The 16,591-nt window shown below is 67.3% G+C and carries 11 protein-coding genes; 9 read left to right on the top strand and 2 right to left on the bottom strand.

Annotated features, from left to right (window positions below):
- The first annotated feature begins 106 nt into the window (after positions 1 to 106).
- From ACSYG9_RS23035 to ACSYG9_RS23050, 4 genes are read left to right on the top strand one after another with little or no spacing between them, the layout of a single operon-like run.
- Positions 107 to 952, top strand: coding sequence for an undecaprenyl-diphosphate phosphatase (locus ACSYG9_RS23035; RefSeq protein WP_440124659.1), 846 nt, complete (start codon positions 107 to 109; stop codon positions 950 to 952).
- Between the two features lie 46 nt (positions 953 to 998).
- Positions 999 to 1,730 carry a histidine phosphatase family protein gene (locus ACSYG9_RS23040; RefSeq protein WP_440124660.1) on the top strand — a complete coding sequence of 244 codons (732 nt, stop codon included), beginning with the start codon at positions 999 to 1,001 and terminating at the stop codon, positions 1,728 to 1,730.
- A 45-nt stretch (positions 1,731 to 1,775) separates the two neighbouring features.
- Positions 1,776 to 2,363, top strand: coding sequence for a DUF3090 domain-containing protein (locus tag ACSYG9_RS23045; protein WP_440124661.1), 588 nt, complete (start codon positions 1,776 to 1,778; stop codon positions 2,361 to 2,363).
- 4 nt (positions 2,364 to 2,367) lie between these two features.
- Positions 2,368 to 3,165, top strand: a complete 798-nt coding sequence (locus tag ACSYG9_RS23050; RefSeq protein ID WP_440124662.1) for an SCO1664 family protein — start codon at positions 2,368 to 2,370, stop codon at positions 3,163 to 3,165.
- Positions 3,166 to 3,171: 6 nt separating this feature from the next.
- On the opposite strand, the gene ACSYG9_RS23055 is transcribed toward ACSYG9_RS23050, so the two are convergent.
- Entirely contained in the window at positions 3,172 to 4,125 is a 954-nt protein-coding gene (locus tag ACSYG9_RS23055; RefSeq protein ID WP_440124663.1) for a DUF808 domain-containing protein, read from the bottom strand.
- 142 nt (positions 4,126 to 4,267) lie between these two features.
- On the opposite strand from ACSYG9_RS23055, the gene mshC reads away from it, so the two are divergent.
- From mshC to ACSYG9_RS23070, 3 genes are read left to right on the top strand one after another with little or no spacing between them, the layout of a single operon-like run.
- Entirely contained in the window at positions 4,268 to 5,509 is a 1,242-nt protein-coding gene (gene mshC / locus ACSYG9_RS23060; RefSeq protein WP_440124664.1) for a cysteine--1-D-myo-inosityl 2-amino-2-deoxy-alpha-D-glucopyranoside ligase, read from the top strand.
- 50 nt (positions 5,510 to 5,559) lie between these two features.
- Complete coding sequence (locus ACSYG9_RS23065) at positions 5,560 to 6,906, top strand: SWIM zinc finger family protein (protein WP_440124665.1); 1,347 nt, start codon at positions 5,560 to 5,562, stop codon at positions 6,904 to 6,906.
- Positions 6,903 to 10,346 carry a hypothetical protein gene (locus ACSYG9_RS23070; protein WP_454840052.1) on the top strand — a complete coding sequence of 1,148 codons (3,444 nt, stop codon included), beginning with the start codon at positions 6,903 to 6,905 and terminating at the stop codon, positions 10,344 to 10,346. Before ACSYG9_RS23065 ends, ACSYG9_RS23070 begins: the two co-directional genes overlap by 4 nt.
- Here the strand turns inward: ACSYG9_RS23070 and ACSYG9_RS23075 are convergent.
- Positions 10,251 to 13,466 carry a DEAD/DEAH box helicase gene (locus ACSYG9_RS23075; protein WP_454840054.1) on the bottom strand — a complete coding sequence of 1,072 codons (3,216 nt, stop codon included), beginning with the start codon at positions 13,464 to 13,466 and terminating at the stop codon, positions 10,251 to 10,253. The genes ACSYG9_RS23070 and ACSYG9_RS23075 overlap by 96 nt on opposite strands.
- A gap of 132 nt (positions 13,467 to 13,598) precedes the next feature.
- On the opposite strand from ACSYG9_RS23075, the gene purF reads away from it, so the two are divergent.
- Entirely contained in the window at positions 13,599 to 15,053 is a 1,455-nt protein-coding gene (gene purF, locus ACSYG9_RS23080) for an amidophosphoribosyltransferase (RefSeq protein WP_440124668.1), read from the top strand.
- 130 nt (positions 15,054 to 15,183) lie between these two features.
- The gene (locus ACSYG9_RS23085; protein ID WP_440124669.1) at positions 15,184 to 16,548 is read left to right on the top strand and encodes a hypothetical protein; all 1,365 of its coding nucleotides are present in this window, start codon (positions 15,184 to 15,186) and stop codon (positions 16,546 to 16,548) included.
- Positions 16,549 to 16,591 lie beyond the last annotated feature (43 nt).

Here is a 16,591-nt window from a genome sequence, read left to right on the forward strand (position 1 = left end):
CCGCGCCGCGTACTGTTTCGCGGGTGAATCGGAATCTGCGCTCTTCGAATGCGGGCACCTCGACCCCTCGTCCTTCCTCATCCCGCGGCGGCGCCGGAGTCGCGGCATGACCGAATCGATGACCTGGCTGCAGACCATCATTCTCGGACTCGTGCAGGGCCTGACCGAATTCCTGCCGATCTCTTCGTCCGGTCACATGCGGATCGTCTCCGAATTGTTCTTCGGGGCAGACGCAGGCGCATCCTTCACCGCCGTGACACAGCTCGGCACCGAAGCCGCCGTTCTGTTGTTCTTCGCCGGCGACATCTGGCGCATCCTGTGCGCGTGGTTCCGCGGCGTGTTCCACAAGGAGCACCGCGACAACCACGACTACAAGATGGGTTGGTATGTGATTCTCGGCACCATCCCGATCGGCATCCTGGGTCTGGTGTTCAAGGACGAGATCCGCACCGTCGCACGCAACCTGTGGCTCGTGGCGACCATGCTCATCGTCTTCTCCTTCGTCATCGCCGCCGCCGAGTACTACGGACGCCAACGCCGCACCGTCGAGCAGCTCACCCTCAAGGACGGCCTGATCATGGGTTCGGCGCAGGCACTCGCTCTGATTCCCGGCGTGTCCCGCTCCGGTGGCACCATCTCCGCCGGCCTGTTCCTCGGGCTGACCCGCGAAGCAGCAGCGCGATACTCGTTCCTGTTGGCCATCCCGGCCGTCCTCGCCTCGGGGTTGTTCAGCCTCCCCGACGCGTTCGAGCCCGTCGGTGAGGGGCTCGAGGCCTCCGGCCCGCAGCTCGCCGTCGCGACGCTCATCGCGTTCGGTGTCGGCTACGCGGCGATCGCCTGGCTGCTCAGGTTCGTGGTGAACCACTCGATGTACTGGTTCGTCGGATACCGCATCATCATCGGCCTGCTGCTGTTCGGTCTGCTCGGAACCGGTGCGATCGCGGCGACGTAGCCGTCGTCGAACGCTCGGCTACCACGAGACATCTAGGCTGGATCACATGACGGTCATCCTGCTGCGCCACGGACGGTCGACGGCCAACACCTCCCACATGCTGGCCGGCCGCGCCCCCGGAGTGGAACTCGACGAGGTCGGCCATGTGCAGGCCAAGAACCTTCTCACCCGATTGACCGGTCTCGAGATCACCGAGATCGTCCGGTCGCCACTGCTGCGCTGCCGGCAGACCGTGCAACCGCTGGCCATCGACCGGGGCCTGACACCGACGATCGACGACCGGCTCGCCGAAGTCGACTACGGGCAGTGGACCGGCCGCAAACTCGGCGACCTCGTCCGCGAGCCGCTGTGGAAGATCGTGCAACAGCACGCGTCCGCCGCGATATTTCCCGGCGGTGAAGGACTCGCGCAGGTGCAGGCCCGCGCGGTCGAAGCGATCCGAGAGCACGACCGCCGGCTCGCCGACACCCACGGCAAGGACGTCGTGTGGGTCGCGTGCAGCCACGGCGACGTCATCAAGGCAATCCTGGCCGACGCACTGGCCACCCACCTCGACGGTTTCCAGCGCATCGTCGCCGAGCCCGCATCGATCAGCGTCGTGCGCTACACCGACACCCGGCCCTTCGTGTTGCGCGTCAACGACACCGGCAGCGACCTCTCCGGTCTTGCGGTCGCCGACGCCCCGAAGTCCGTACCCGGAGGTGAAGTGCCCGGCAGCGGGACCGAAGAATCCCCGGCCGACGACACCCGGGAGGAACACGGCACCCGGAGCGGATAATGACAGTGACCGACATGGCACAGTGGACGAACTCGAGGAGGTGCAATGGCCCGCGCAATACACGTCTTCCGGACCCCGGATCGGTTCGTTGCCGGCACCGTCGGTGAACCCGGCGACCGGGTGTTCTACCTGCAGGCCGTACACGACTCCCGGGTGGTGAGCGTGATACTGGAGAAGCAGCAGGTCCAGATCCTCGCCGACCGGATGGGGCTGCTGCTCGAAGAGGTCCACCGGCGGTTCGGCACCACGCTGCCCGACGACGCCGACGTCGACACCAGCCCTCTGGAAACTCCCATCGACGCGGAATTCCGGGTCGGCACCATGGGATTGGGCTGGGACGCAGACTCCGGAGCCGTCGTCGTCGAACTGCTCGCCGTCACCGAAACCGAACTCGACGAATCCGTCGTACTCGACGACACCGAGGAAGGCCCCGACGCCGTCCGGGTGTTCCTGACCCCGATCCAGGCGCGCGGCTTCGCGACGCGTTCCGAGATGGTGATCTCCGCGGGACGCGCCCCATGCCCGCTGTGCGGCGAGCCCATCGGCGGCGAGGGCCACATCTGCATACGCACCAACGGTTATCTCCGCAGTCCGGGTTTCGATCCGACCTCGTGGTTCGACGAGGAGAGCTGACGCGGTGGCGGTTCCCGACGTGCGCGGCGTGCTGGCCGACGGTGAGCTGACCGTCGTCGGCCAGATCGTGCACGCCAGCAATGCCACGCTCGTCTGCGACGCCACACTCGGCTCACAGAGCGTGCGGTGCGTCTACAAGCCCGTCCGAGGGGAACGCCCGCTCTGGGATTTCCCGGACGGCACCCTCGCCGGTCGTGAAGTCGCCTCCTACCTCGTCTCCGAAGCACTCGGCTGGGACGTCATCCCCATGACGGTGCTGCGCGACGGCCCCTTCGGGACCGGCATGGTGCAACGTTGGATCGACACCCGTGCCGACTCCGCAGACCGGCTCGACCTCGTCGACATCTGCCCGATCGATGCCGTCCCCGACGGGTGGCTGCCCGTGCTGCACGCCCGCGACATGGACGGCAGCGACGTGGCGCTCGTCCACGCCGACGACCCCCGCCTGCAGCGGATGGCCGTGCTCGACGTCGTCCTCAACAACGCCGACCGCAAGGGCGGGCACATCCTCGAAGGTCTCGACGGCACCGTCTACGGCATCGACCATGGCATCTGCCTGCATTCTCAGAACAAGCTCCGGACCGTGCTGTGGGGATGGGCGAACTCCACCGTCGACCAGGCGCTGCTCACCGACCTCGACAAGCTCGCCCGCAGATTCGACGAAGACTTCGCCGACATGTTGCGCGAACACATCACCGACGACGAAGCCGCAGCCTTGCATCACCGCATCACCGCGCTGCTCGAACGGCCCGTGATGCCCCGCCCCGTCGGGGAGCGGCGCATTCCCTGGCCTGCGTTCTGATCGAGGTCAGTGGACCTCGGCGCTCTTCTTCCGCTTCGGAATGAAATGCACGATCAGCACGACGAGCGCGCCCAGGGCCAGCCCGACGATCGCGGACGTCACGGTACCCGCCGTCCACGACAGGACACCGCCGAGCCCGCCGTGCACGAGCTCACCGAACCAATGCTCGAGATCATGGAGACGATCGGCAGGCCAATGGAACCCGGCCTCACCGACGTTGACGAGCAGAATGTGCCCACCGACCCACAGCATCGCGGCGATACCGACCACCGTGAGCACCGACATCACCTTCGGCATCGCGGCCACCAGAGCGCGCCCCACCCGCTGACTGATTGTCGATGTGCGTTGAGCGAGCGACAGGCCCACGTCGTCCATCTTCACGATCAACGCGACCACCCCGTACACGAGGATGGTGATCATGATCGCGACGACGATCAGCACCAGCAGCCGGGTCACGAACGGCTCGTTCTCGACCGACGACAGCGAGATCACCATGATCTCCGCCGACAGGATCAGGTCGGTGCGGATCGCGCCGCTCACCATCGACTTCTCGAACTCGGGTCCGCGCACCGCGGCCGGAACGTCGTCTTCGGCGTGATGACCGCCGAACAGCGCTTCGTAGACCTTCTCGGCACCCTCGAAGCACAGGAACAAACCACCGGCAATCAGTAGATACGGCAGTGCCTGCGGAAGGAACTGACTCAGCAACATCGCCACCGGCAGGATGATCAGCAGCTTGTTGCGGATCGAGCCGATTGCGATCTTGCGGATGATCGGCAGTTCGCGGTCGGGGGAGAAGCCGTGCACATAGCGGGGGGTGACAGCGGTGTCGTCGACCACCACTCCCGCAGCCTTGATGCTCGCCTTACCGGCCGCTGCACCGATATCGTCGATGGACGCCGCAGCCGCCTTTGCCAGTACCGCTACGTCGTCCAGCAGAGCGACGAGACCACCAGCCACGGGAACCTCCCACAATCTCGAGATCGGTAGAGCCGAACACGTGGTCGTGGCCGACACCGCACCGTACCGAATCCATGGTGACGCACGACCGCGGAGCAGGGGCAAGGCCGCGTGATTCGCCCACTCCATTAGGCTCGGGTTCATGCTGTCTTGGTCCGATGTCGCGATTCCGTCCGTGCCCGGTGAAGGCCCCCCACTGAGGTTGTTCGACACCGCCGACCGAGCGGTGCGCCCCGTCACCCCCGGCGCGACGGCCACCATGTACGTGTGTGGCATCACCCCGTACGACGCCACTCATCTCGGGCACGCCGCCACCTACCTGACCTTCGACCTGGTCAACCGCATCTGGCGCGACAACGGGCACGACGTTCACTACGTGCAGAACGTCACGGACGTCGACGACCCGTTGTTCGAACGCGCCGACCGCGACGGCGAGGACTGGGTCGTGCTCGGCATGCGCGAAACCGCTCTGTTCCGTGAAGACATGGAAGCCCTGCGGGTCCTGCCGCCACGCGACTACATCGGTGCCGTGGAGTCGGTGGGCGAGGTCGTCGAACTCGTCGAGAAACTTGTCGCATCCGGAGCCGCCTACACCGTCGACGACGCCGAGTACCCCGACGTGTACTTCCGTGTCGACGCGACCGAACAGTTCGGATACGAATCCGGCTACGACCACACCACGATGATGCAGTTCTTCGGCGAGCGCGGCGGCGACCCCGCCCGCCCCGGCAAACGCAACCCGCTCGACGCCCTGCTGTGGCGGGCCCGGCGTCCCGGCGAACCGTCGTGGCCGTCCCCGTTCGGCGACGGACGCCCCGGCTGGCACATCGAATGCGCCGCGATCGCCCTCAACCGCATCGGCTCCGGCTTCGACGTCCAAGGCGGCGGCAGCGACCTGATCTTCCCGCACCACGAATTCTCCGCCGCGCACGCCGAAGCCGTCACCGGCGACCGCCGCTTCGCGCGGCACTACGTGCACACCGGCATGATCGGCCTCGACGGCGAGAAGATGTCCAAGTCGCGCGGCAATCTCGTGTTCGTCTCGAAGCTGCGCGGCGAAGGCGTCGACCCGGCCGCGATCCGGCTCGGTCTGCTCTCCGGCCACTACCGCCTCGACCGGCCGTGGACAGCGGACGTGCTCGCGTCCGCGCAGTCCCGCCTCGATCTGTGGCGCCGGGCAGCGGCGTTGCCGTCCGCGGCGTCCGCCGACGACACGGTCGCGCGGTTGCGTCAGCACCTCGCCGACGACCTGGACACCCCCAAGGCCCTCGCCGCCCTCGACGCGTGGGCGCAATTCGCGGTCGATCGCGGCGGCGACGACACCTCCGCACCGGGACTGTTCGCCGCCGCCGTCGACGCGCTGCTGGGTGTGCCACTGCGCTGACCCACGGGCGGCGGAACCGCACTGTCGTACCCCGTCCCTACACTGCCGCCGTGCCCACAGGAACGTTCACGGGAGCCTCGACGCTCGACGACGATGCGCTCACCCTCGCTCTCGGCCCCGCCCTCACACCCAACGGCATCGTGGCGTCACCCACGTTCTTCCGTGGATTCGCGACCCACCCGCAGGTCCTGGCGCGCGGTCTGCTCGTGCTGGCCGACATCACCGCTACCCGGTACTTCCGGCACACGCCCACGTCGTTGCGCGATCCAGTGCTCACCGCGCACGGAGACCGACTGCGTGTCGAATGTTTCTCGGCGTGCAACGGAGTCCACGCGCGCCTCGACCTGCTTGCCGACGGCTTCGACGGCGGCGCCCTCGCGCACGGCACCACGAACGTCGACATCGGACCGGCGATGCGCAGCGCCCTCGGGTCGGTGCACCGGCATGCGTTGCTGCACCTCGCGGTGGGGATCGATGGCATGACGGTGTCCGATCCCCACCGGACGGACACCGAACGCCCAGTGGCGATGCCCGATCGCTGGGTGCGTGCACTCGGCAACGTCGCGGAGATGCACCGCGAACTGCACTGCGCATTCACCGTCGACGCAGCCGGCACCCGCCGTTTTCTGGCCACGGTCCCACCGGCCACCGGAGCGGAACGCAGCGGATGGCTCACACCGTCCACCTCGGGTGTGCGACTCGCCGCCCGGCCCACCCGCGGCGCCGTCCACATCGACGGACTGCACCGGCTCACCGCGGCGAAACGTCTCCTGCCGCATGTGCAGGGCATGACCGTGTACGGGCCCGATGGCTCCGAACCCGGTCCACTCGCAGTCGAATTCGCACTTCCGTCGGCACGTCTCGTACTCGGACTGACCGAACAGACCTGGCGCGGCCACTCCGGCGAAGGTGCGTTGCTGCAGGCACTCACCTCGCCGACGGTGCGCGACGACGCCGAGACGATCTCCGCGCTGCTCGCGTTCGAACCCTCCGTCGACATCGACCGGCTCGCCCGCGAGACGACCCTGGACCGCACTGCCGTGCACGGCGCGCTCGCGGTGTTGGCGTCCTCAGGACGGATCGGCTGGGACCTGCACGAGAGCACCTACTTTCACCGTGAACTGCCCGACGATCCTGATCGCGTCGACACCGACAATCCGCGGCTCGTCGCCGCGCGCGGGCTCGTCGAAGCCGGTGCGATCACCGCGACAGATCCGGACACATGGTCGGTCCGCGGTCACGGCAGCGGCGGCACCACGGAACATCGCGTCACCGTCGGCCACGGGGCCGCCGAGACGGGCCGATGCACCTGCACCTGGTACCTGCGCCACGCCGACCGGCGCGGCCCGTGCCGACACATCCTGGCCGTACGACTCCACCGGAAGGGCATCGCGTGACCGTCAGCGACGAACTCGCCGCAGCGATCGACATCTTCACCGAACTCGGTTGGAGCAAAGCCGATCTCACAGATGCTCCGACACTCCCGCTCGGCACCGACGAGCAGCGACGTGTCGCGCTCGCCGGGCTGCGTACGGGGGAGTGGGGCGAGTTCGGGAAGATCGCCGAACGCACCTACGGCTGGATCAGCTTCGTCGACGTCGACGACGCGGCCCTCGCCCTGTTCGCGATCCGGCTCGGCGTCGACGCGCGTCGCGCCGCGCACATCATGCCGTCCACACACCGGCTGGGCGATGACCTTGCAGCCGAGATCCTCGCGACCCGCGGTCCGGAATTCGCTCAGCGGTTCGTCGAGAGGGTATGCGTGTCGTCGCGGCGCGCGTGGGAACACGCCACGTCGGTGCATGCCGGTGCGGCGGTGAGACTCGTCGCTCATCACCGACTGCCCGTCCCGCAGCACATCGAGTATCTGAAGGACTGGGCCGTGTACGCGCTCGGCGCGCTCACCGGCGAGGGCGAGCTGTTCCCCGCCGAACGCGGCTGGGTCGACGACGCCGTGATCGCCGAGCCGTTCGCCGACCACGCTCGTGCCGCCGTCGCCGCCGGACTCCCCGCGACCGGCCCGTTCCCCGCGACCCTGATGCCTGCGATCGACCGCGGCTGGATCGACCGCGCCGACGTGGTCGAACTGTGTTTCGCGGCATTGGATTCCGCGCAGCGACCGGGCGACAGGAAAGCCTGGCTCCGGTTACTCACCGACGAACTCGCCGTTGACGAAACAGAATTCGTGGAGCGCGCCGACGCAATGGTGTCGCTGATGTCGTTCGGAGACGCCTTCGCCGTCGAAGCCGTCGCACCGATCCTGATCGCCGCCGCCGTCGACGACGATCTGCTCGTCGATGTTCTCACCGTCGCTCTCAGTGCACCGACGAAGAAGGCCCGGCGGGTCGTCCTCACCGCCGCGGCTGCGCGTCATCGGCCCGGCGACGACACCGTCGCGGCGGTCGCCGAGCTGATCGCCGACGATGCTGCCGACGGTGATCGGGCCCTCGCGCGTGCTGCAGCGGACCTGAGGTCGGCGTGGGCGATCACGGCATCCGCACCGGATGCCACGCCCTCGACCGTGCAGGGATTGTGGCAACCCACCCCTGAGGTGTGGCAGGTGCCGCGTTTCGATCCGGGCGAGGCCACGGTGGAGACCGTCACCGATGCGGCAGCTCTGTTGCTACGCCGCTACACCGGTGTGGTCGACGTCGAGGTCGAACGCTTCCTGGCTCTCGCCAACCGTCTCGCCCACGACGACCCCGACGGCGCCCGCGTCGCGCTCGGCGGGGTGCGGAAGAACTGGATTCCCGGGCTCGCCGTGGTCCGGACATGGTTGCACGGTGAGCCGAACTACCTGGCCGACCGGATCAACGGCGGCACAGACGACGACCCCTGGTACCGCGACAGGGTCTGGGAGGTGCTGCATGCCCGCGAGGGTGCCGTCGTCGCGCGACTCGGGGAGGCGCCCGTGTTGCTGTCGACACCCACGTGGGTCGACCTTCGTATCCACCCCGACGACCTACTCGCCCGGCTCGACACCTATGTGACGGCCGATGTGGTCGCTGCCGAAGCCGACCTGTTCGCGGCACTGACCCGGCTCGACACCACGCTGGCCACCGACACGCACCGGACGCGCGCCCGGTCGCTGGCGGTGCCCCTGCAGACATCGGCCGGGACGCTGCTCTCGGTGACCGCGGGCCGCGTGCTCGCCTCCTATCTGGATGATCCCGTCGTCGAGCCGCATCTGGTACACCACCGGGAATGGGATCGTTGGATCGCCGGAGACATTCGGATCCCGAACTCTCTCAGCGTGCTTCCGAAACGACTGGCCTTCGACGAGTACCGTTCCGCCGACCCGGCAACCCTGCCCACGTGGGGCGATGCGGCCGGACTGTCGGTCGGGCACGGCGACGACGCGTCCGCGGGGGTTCTCCTGCGCCAGATCGCGCGCCGCACGACGCCGTTGACTCCGGGTCTGGCGGTCAACATGATCGGCGCCCAACGCGGATTCCATCGCGGTGCCGCTGCGGACGGCGCGACCGCCGTCGTCGAAGCGTGGCAACGTGGCCTGCTACGTCCGGGAGTGGCCGATGCCCGCTATCTGGACTGGCAGACGACCCCGTCCGGTCTCGCGGCACTCGCCCGCGCCGGCAGTGAACTCGCCGACGAGGGCATGCTGTCGGTGCTGTGGCCGCTGTTCGACGACCTGATCGCCGCTGCCGTCCACGAGACCCGGATCCCACCGGGCGCCGCCGACCTGGTGGAAGCCCTCGACCGGTGGCTCCCCGAAACGCAGCGCGGTGTCGATGCCGGCGTCGCCGATGTCGACGTCCTCGACCTACCCGGGGTGCGGGCCCTCGCGGCGCGCAGCGGATCGTCGCGCGCCGTCGCCGCTGCACGCGCGCTCGTGGCAAGACTGCCGGAGCCCACGCGCGTGCCCGTCGAGGAACCGGCGGACGAGGAGGTTCTCGACTTCGACGAATGGTGGCGCCCCGAACTCGGTGCCGCCCCGACCGTCGACGACGGCGCCGTGATCACCGCGACCTGGGAGGACGCCTCGGCACCGTCGAAGTTCCTGTCCGTCGACCTCGAATTTCCGGACCGTCCCAGCGAGATGTTCCGCATCAGGAAGGGCTGGTTCTACGACCTCGAACACGAAGGGCAATGCGCCGCCGTCCGATACACCGACGGCGACCGACCGGGCGGCGACCGGCCGGATCACGGACGGGACCAGGTGTGGTTGCGGTGGGACGAGGCGGCGAAAACCATGATCGTCGGCGAGCACCGCAACTGGGTCGACGGCACCGACGGCCCCCTCCACGGTGGCAACGCATCGCCGCTCACCACGTCGATGACCGCTGTCGTCCTGGTCGGCGCGTGCCACGGCAGGCCGGACATGTACTCGATCCGATCCATCCTCCGCGACGGTTTGATCGGATCGGGTTCGGTTGCCGTCGCGATGCGTGCACTACTGACCCAACCGGACGTGACTCCCGCTCGTCTCGTGCGACTCCTCGAACGCGATGCGTCGCTGCTGCCGGTGCTGTGGCCGATACTTGTCGAATCGATCCGGTACACATCCGATCTGGACGGAACTGCTCCGCGCTGGCTCAACCGGATCCTCGACGTCGCGCTGCTTCACGCACCGCTGCTGCGGGAAGCCGGTCGCCGCGGGCTGATTCCGGTGGAGGCCGCGCGGTGGCCCGGGCTCGTCTCTCTTGCCGCGCGGCTGGGCCGGTCGGCTGCGTCGACGAAAGCGAAGGCACTCGTCGCCGCACTCTCACCGGCGGAGCCGCACTCAGTGCAGGAGCGCCCGGATGTCGTCGGCGGTCAAGGCGGAGGAGAACATCTCTCCGTCGTCGACGACGGACGAGAACAACTCGGACTTTCGTAGCTGCAGCGCCCGCACCTTCGCTTCGATGGTGTCGCGGGCGATCAGCCGGTACACCATCACGTTGCGGGTCTGCCCGATCCGGTGGGTGCGGTCGATCGCCTGCGCCTCGGCGACAGGATTCCACCACGGGTCGAGCAGGAAACAGTAGTCGGCTTCCACCAGGTTCAATCCGAACCCGCCTGCTTTGAGACTGATCAGGAACACCGGCGCGGCCCCGGCCTTGAAGTCGTCGAGCAGCTTTCCACGTTGCTTGGTTTTGCCGTCGAGATACAGGTATTCGATACCGGCCGCATCGAGGCGGTCGCGGATGCGGCCGAGGAAACCGGTGAACTGGCTGAACACCAACGCGCGGTGGCCACCGGCGATCACGTCGTCGAGTTGTTCGAGCAGCGCGTCGATCTTCGCGGAGCCGATCTTGCTGTGCGCCTCGTCGACGAGCACCGGATCGAGACTCAATTGCCTCAGCAGCGTCAACGACTGCAAGATGGTGAAGCGGTTGCGGTCCAGGTCGCCGATGAGCCCGAGGATCTTCTGGCGCTCCCGCTGCAGCTGCCGGTCGTAGAGAGCGCGGTGCTTCGGTGCGAGATCCACCTCGAGCACCTGCTCCTGCTTGTCCGGCAGATCAGAGGCCACCTGCTCCTTCGTGCGCCGCAACATCAGCGGTTTGAAGCGCTGCCGCAACTGCGCGAGCAGTTCAGGGTTGCTGCCGCTCTCGATGGGCTTGCGGTAGTAATCCTGGAACTTCGTCGGGTTGGGGAACAGCCCGGGCGCGGTGATCGACAGCAGCGACCACAACTCCATCAGGTTGTTCTCCATCGGGGTGCCGGTGATCGCGACCTTCAGCGGCGCGTCGATCTGCCGCACACACTGATATGCCTTCGCCCGGTGGTTCTTCACGAACTGGGCTTCGTCGAGCAGGAGCATCGACCAGGGGTGTTCGAGATAGTCGTCGATGTCGATGCGCAGCAGGGTGTAGGACGTGACGACGACGTCGATTCCGTCGAGCAGCTCACCCAGGCCCACCCCGCGCTTGCCGGAGGTGTCGGTGATCGCGACGAGGTTCAGATGCGGAGCGAACCGCTTCGCCTCGGCGGCCCAGTTGGGAACCACCGACGTCGGCGCAACGATGAGCACCGGGGCATCCGTGGGACGTTTTGCGCGAGCGTGGCAGATCAACGCGAGCGATTGCAGGGTCTTGCCGAGTCCCATGTCGTCGGCGAGGATGCCGCCGAGGCCGTGCGTCCACAGGAATGTCAGCCACCGGAAGCCGTCGAGCTGATACGGGCGCAATGTTGCCTGCAGAGTTTTCGGTATCCGCGTTTTCGCTGTCGCTTTCACATCGAGAAGGCCCTGCACCTGTTTCTTCCAGGCCGCAGCCTGCCGGTCGACGACGCCGAGCGCCGCCAGCTCCTCCCACATGCCCGCCTGGAATCGACTCAGCCGCAACCGGTCCGGGTCGTGGTCCTCATGCAGAGCGCGGGCTTCGTCGACGAGGCGGCGCAGCTGCTGCAGCTCGGGCTTGTTCAACGACAGGTATGCGCCATCTGGCAGCATCAGGTACGACGCGCCCTCGCTGAGCGCGGTGAACACCTCACGGAACGGCACGGTCTCACCGTCGAGTTCGATGGTGATGTCCAGGTCGAACCAGTCGGAGTCGCCGGTCGCCTTGGTGGACAACCCGATCCGCAGGCTGTCGCCCACATCGCGGTAGTCGGCGGGAGTGCCCTCGACACGCACTTGCACGTCGTCGCGGTCGGACAGCAGAGGCAACAGTTCGGATACGAGACGGGCAGTGTCGAGGCCGGTGAGGGTGATGCGTGAGAGGGGCCGGCGGTCGACGGAGTTGTCCAGTCCGTACGGCGCGACGACCTCGCGGATCTCGGACAGGAGCGCATCTTCGGTGCCGCGGTCGCGGACAGCGTCAGTACGCTGCTCGTACAGTTCGACGGCATGCTCGGCGTCACCGACGCGGTAGACGAACTGCCAGTGCAGGTCGGTGCGGTGCTGCGGGCGGAACGCGATGTGCAGTAGCAGCGAGGGGCCGCTCACCGTCGGGGCGGTGAATGATCCGTCGGCGGACCCGACGGTGGCGGTGCGCTGCAGCCGCGGGTAGTAGCCGGTGACGAAGCGGGGCACCTGCTCGGGCGGCACCGCAAGCGCGGCACCGCCGAGCAGCAGCTGCTGCATCCCGTCCGGTGTGGTGCCGTGCAGTCGGGCGATGCGGAACGGAAGATCCGCGGGCGCGGCGTCGGTGGGATCACCTGGCGGCCGAAGGATCACGCCGTGTGCCGGGGCGCCGATGAACCCGAGGGCAGACGCAGACTGATCGCCGATGCGCAGGGTAGGCGTGACGGTCAGACCGTTGCCGGTGTCGGCGACGTCGACGCACACCTCCGCGACACCCGGCGGCGGCACTGCACCGTGCTTCTTCTTCGCGTAACGCAGCTCGATGCCGTGAGCCGTCGCGTCGTCGAGCAAGGCCCACAGTCGCGGCGACGCGGCCGACAGGTCGAGGGTGTTCTGCGAGGTGACGTAGTAGCTTCGTGTCGCCGCCTGCGCCAACGCGGCGAGTTCGAGTAGCAGCCGTTTGTGCTGCGGGTTCACGTCGTAGGTGTAGCTCAGGTTCGACCAGGAGATGTTCCCCGATACCCATCCGGTGCGGCCGGGACGCACCACACGTGCGGTGAGTTTCGGCGTGGGGACCTGCGACGGCTGCGACAACGCCAGCTGCAGGCCCAGTGGCACACCGCTGTCGGCCTGGTCGGTACCGAAGTGCGCGGCGAACATTTCATCCCAGTCGGGTTCGACGGACGCCGGGGCGCTGGCCGGTGTCGTGAGGGCGAGCAGCAGAGCCACCGTGTGTTTGCAGTCGTACCCGACGGGACACGAGCATTCGCCGTACTCGAACTCGAGGCCGCGCGGGCCGGGGCGCAGCTGGATCAGAGTGCGGTATACCTCGGTGCCGGCGATGGTCCCGATGCCGATCAATTCGTCTTCGTCGAAGGCGCAGTCCAGGACCGCACCGGACTCCGCATAGTGCTTGCCGCGCGAGAAGGTGGGTCTGCCCACCGCCGAGATCATCGAGTGGACGAGGCGCTCGTACTGGGGATTCGCGGACATAGACCGGCAGTCTATGCACCGGCGTAACGCACCGTTTCGAGTCGATGTTGTCGCCGCGGGCCAGAACTGCTTCACGAGATGACAGAATGGTGCGTCGTTCCAGATCACTCAGCCAAGGGAGCATCATCCACTGTGTGTGGCATCGTCGGTCATGTCTCGAGCAGTCTCGTCAATCAGCAGATATACGACTCCCTGTTGCTGCTGCAACACCGAGGCCAGGACTCGACGGGTATCGCCACGGCGGAGGGCAGCACGTTCCACACCGTCAAGGAACGGGGGCAGGTGCGTGAGGCGTATCGCACGCGGGATATGCGCACGCTGCTCGGAAACATGGGCATCGGTCATGTTCGCTACGCAACTTCAGGATCCGGCAGCGAGGACGAGGTACAGCCGTTCTACGTGAATGCGCCGTACGGCCTGCTCCTGGTCCACAACGGCAACCTCACGAATACCCGCGAACTCTCGGACGAACTTTTCCGCGTCGACCGGCGTCACCTCAACTCTTCGAGCGACACCGAGCTACTGCTCAACGTGCTGGCGAATGAGCTGCAACGCTCGATCGACGGCCAGAACCTGACGCCGGACGACATCTTCGACGCCGTCGCCGCCGTGCACCGCCGCGTTGAGGGGTCCTACGCCGCGATAGCCCTGGTCGCGGACCACGGAATGCTTGCGTTTCGTGATCCCTTCGGTATTCGTCCCCTCGTGCTGGGACGGCGAATGGATGCGGGTGGCCGAGACGAGTGGGTCGTCTCCTCGGAGTCGCTCGTGCTCGCCTCGGGCGGCTACGATGTGGTCCGTGAAGTCGAGCCCGGCGAGGCAATCTTCATCAGCGAGTCGGGCCGGATGTACTCGCGTCAGTGCGCCGAGAATCCGACCACCGCGCCCTGCGCTTTCGAGTACGTGTACCTCGCGCGGCCCGACTCGATCATGAATGGCGTCTCGGTGTACGACACCCGTCTGCGAATGGGCGAAAAACTCGGCCGCAAGGTGGAGCGCGAGATGGATCTCGCCGAGATCGATGTCGTCATGCCGATCCCGGACTCGGCCCGCCCCTCGGCCATGCAATTGGCGCAGACCCTCGGGTTGCCCTATCGCGAGGGCTTCTACAAGAACCGCTACGTGGGCCGCACCTTCATCATGCCCGGCCAAGAACTACGAAAGCGGTCGGTGCGCCAGAAGCTCAACGCGCTTTCGCAGGAGTTCGAGGGCAAGAATGTGCTGCTCGTCGACGACTCGATCGTTCGTGGCACGACGTCGAAGGAGATCATCGAGATGGCGCGCGCGGCAGGCGCCCGCAGGGTGTACCTCGCGTCCGCGGCGCCGGCCGTGCGCTACCCCAATGTGTACGGCATCAACATGCCGACCCGCGCCGAACTCGTCGCGTCGTCGCGGTCGGTCGAGGAGGTCTGCTCGGTGATCGGCGCGGACGCGCTGATCTATCAGGATGTCGACGACCTCTTCGACGCGATCACCGCCGATACCGAGCTCACACAGCTCGATCTGTCTCCGTTCACCGGCGAGTACGTGACCGGCACCGTGACACCCGAGTACCTCGCTTACCTCGAGGAGCACCACATCTCCTGAAGTCTTCGGGACGGCGGTGCGGAGGATCTCTACGGAGTGCGCACTGGCCGCAATCGCCGCGGCACTGTAGGATTGCGCCGATGACTACCTTCTCTGATCCAAGATTGGGGGCCCAGTTCACACACGGTGAGTGCTGATGCACCCTCCGACCGTGAACGGGTTCGACCCCCGACTGTCCTTCTGGCTGCGCGTGCGCGAGTTCGCCGTGCCGCCGTCCATGATCGAAGCCGCAACCGATCTGCGTCTCGCAGGCGACTGGCGCGGCGCCTGTGCTGCAGCGGGTTTCGATGTCGACATCGACCTACGCGCAGTGCGTCACACCCACGGACTCGACGTCGCATCACAGGTTCTGGACGATCTGCGTCACCTCGCCCCGGACTTGCTGCGCTGGCACCTACCGCGCGTGGCACCCGATGGGCTGCTGCGACCCGGACTGACCGTCACGCTGGCCCGATATTCCCGTTGTGGGAACCGAAAAACTTGTGGTGGAACCGATTCCGTGCACTTGGTGGCCCGCACCGCCCCGGCCTGGGTGGATGCCGGGCAGCGGATTGTCCTGACGCTGTGGGACGGTCCCGATCCCGCGAATCATCCGCATCCTCGACCCAACCGGCGTTTCCGGCTCGACCTCCATCGGCATCTGTGGGAGGCGCGCAGATCAAGCGAGCTACGAATACGCTGCGGGGCAGGTCAATTGCCGGACTCCGCCGCACTCGACCCGCGCCTGCGTGAAGTGATACCGGAGGGCTGCGCCGTCGACCGCTGGGCGGCCGAAGCCCGCATCCTCAACCGTGCGGACGGGCAGAATGACGGTCCCGTTCGGGTGCGATGCGGGGGCCGGGGGCTGGTGATGGAGTCGGCCGGCGGCACCGAACCCGCAGCCGTGCGGCTCGTTGCCGACTACCCACGCGGCCGGCTCGCCGCACTGCCGGTGCTGCCCGATGCCGCGACCTGGGTGTTACCGGATCTGGAACTGATCCGGTCGGGAGCGATCACCGCCGACCGACTGCACCCGCTGGTCGCCGCCGCCCTGGATCCGGGCCGGCCGCCGCCGTCATCCTCGAGATCGACGCCGACGAATCGGATCGACAGCGTCGACTGCCGTGGTGAGCAGCACCGGATCGGATTGGTCGACGGCGCATTGACCGCACTCGACCACGATCCCGCCGAGATTCGGCGCGAGGAACTGCTCGTCCGATTGGGTGGCACTCCCTTGCCGTGTCTTCAGGTCATCGACCAGGCGCTTCGTCGCCCGGACTGTCTGCCGGGCGTTCGCGAACGTCTGGACCACGGCGACGCCGTCGGCGCCTTGGCGCTCGTCGAAGGACTGCTCGGTCCCGATGCGGTCCTCCGCGACGGTCCTCTGCTGGATGAACTTCGCGCCGCCGCGGACCGCCGCAGTATGTACGAGGGGTTCCGTGCCGCACCGGTGGAACCGCCCCCGGTAAGGCAACCTCGGCGCACCGCCCGGTCGCGCCGGCCCCGTTCGCGCTGACCCATCTCCGCACTCCCCGAAACCCGCTGAGCTGCTGCTCGGC

The sequence above is a fragment of the Rhodococcus sp. SJ-2 genome (assembly GCF_053750035.1).

What these genes read in the sequence shown, in the direction of transcription:
- ACSYG9_RS23035 (WP_440124659.1), top strand. Translation starts at nt 107, where the DNA reads ATGACCGAATCGATGACCTGGCTGCAGACCATCATTCTCGGACTCGTG.
- ACSYG9_RS23045 (WP_440124661.1), top strand. Translation starts at nt 1,776, where the DNA reads ATGGCCCGCGCAATACACGTCTTCCGGACCCCGGATCGGTTCGTTGCC.
- ACSYG9_RS23075 (WP_454840054.1), bottom strand. Translation starts at nt 13,466, where the DNA reads ATGTCCGCGAATCCCCAGTACGAGCGCCTCGTCCACTCGATGATCTCG.
- ACSYG9_RS23040 (WP_440124660.1), top strand. Translation starts at nt 999, where the DNA reads ATGACGGTCATCCTGCTGCGCCACGGACGGTCGACGGCCAACACCTCC.
- mshC (WP_440124664.1), top strand. Translation starts at nt 4,268, where the DNA reads ATGCTGTCTTGGTCCGATGTCGCGATTCCGTCCGTGCCCGGTGAAGGC.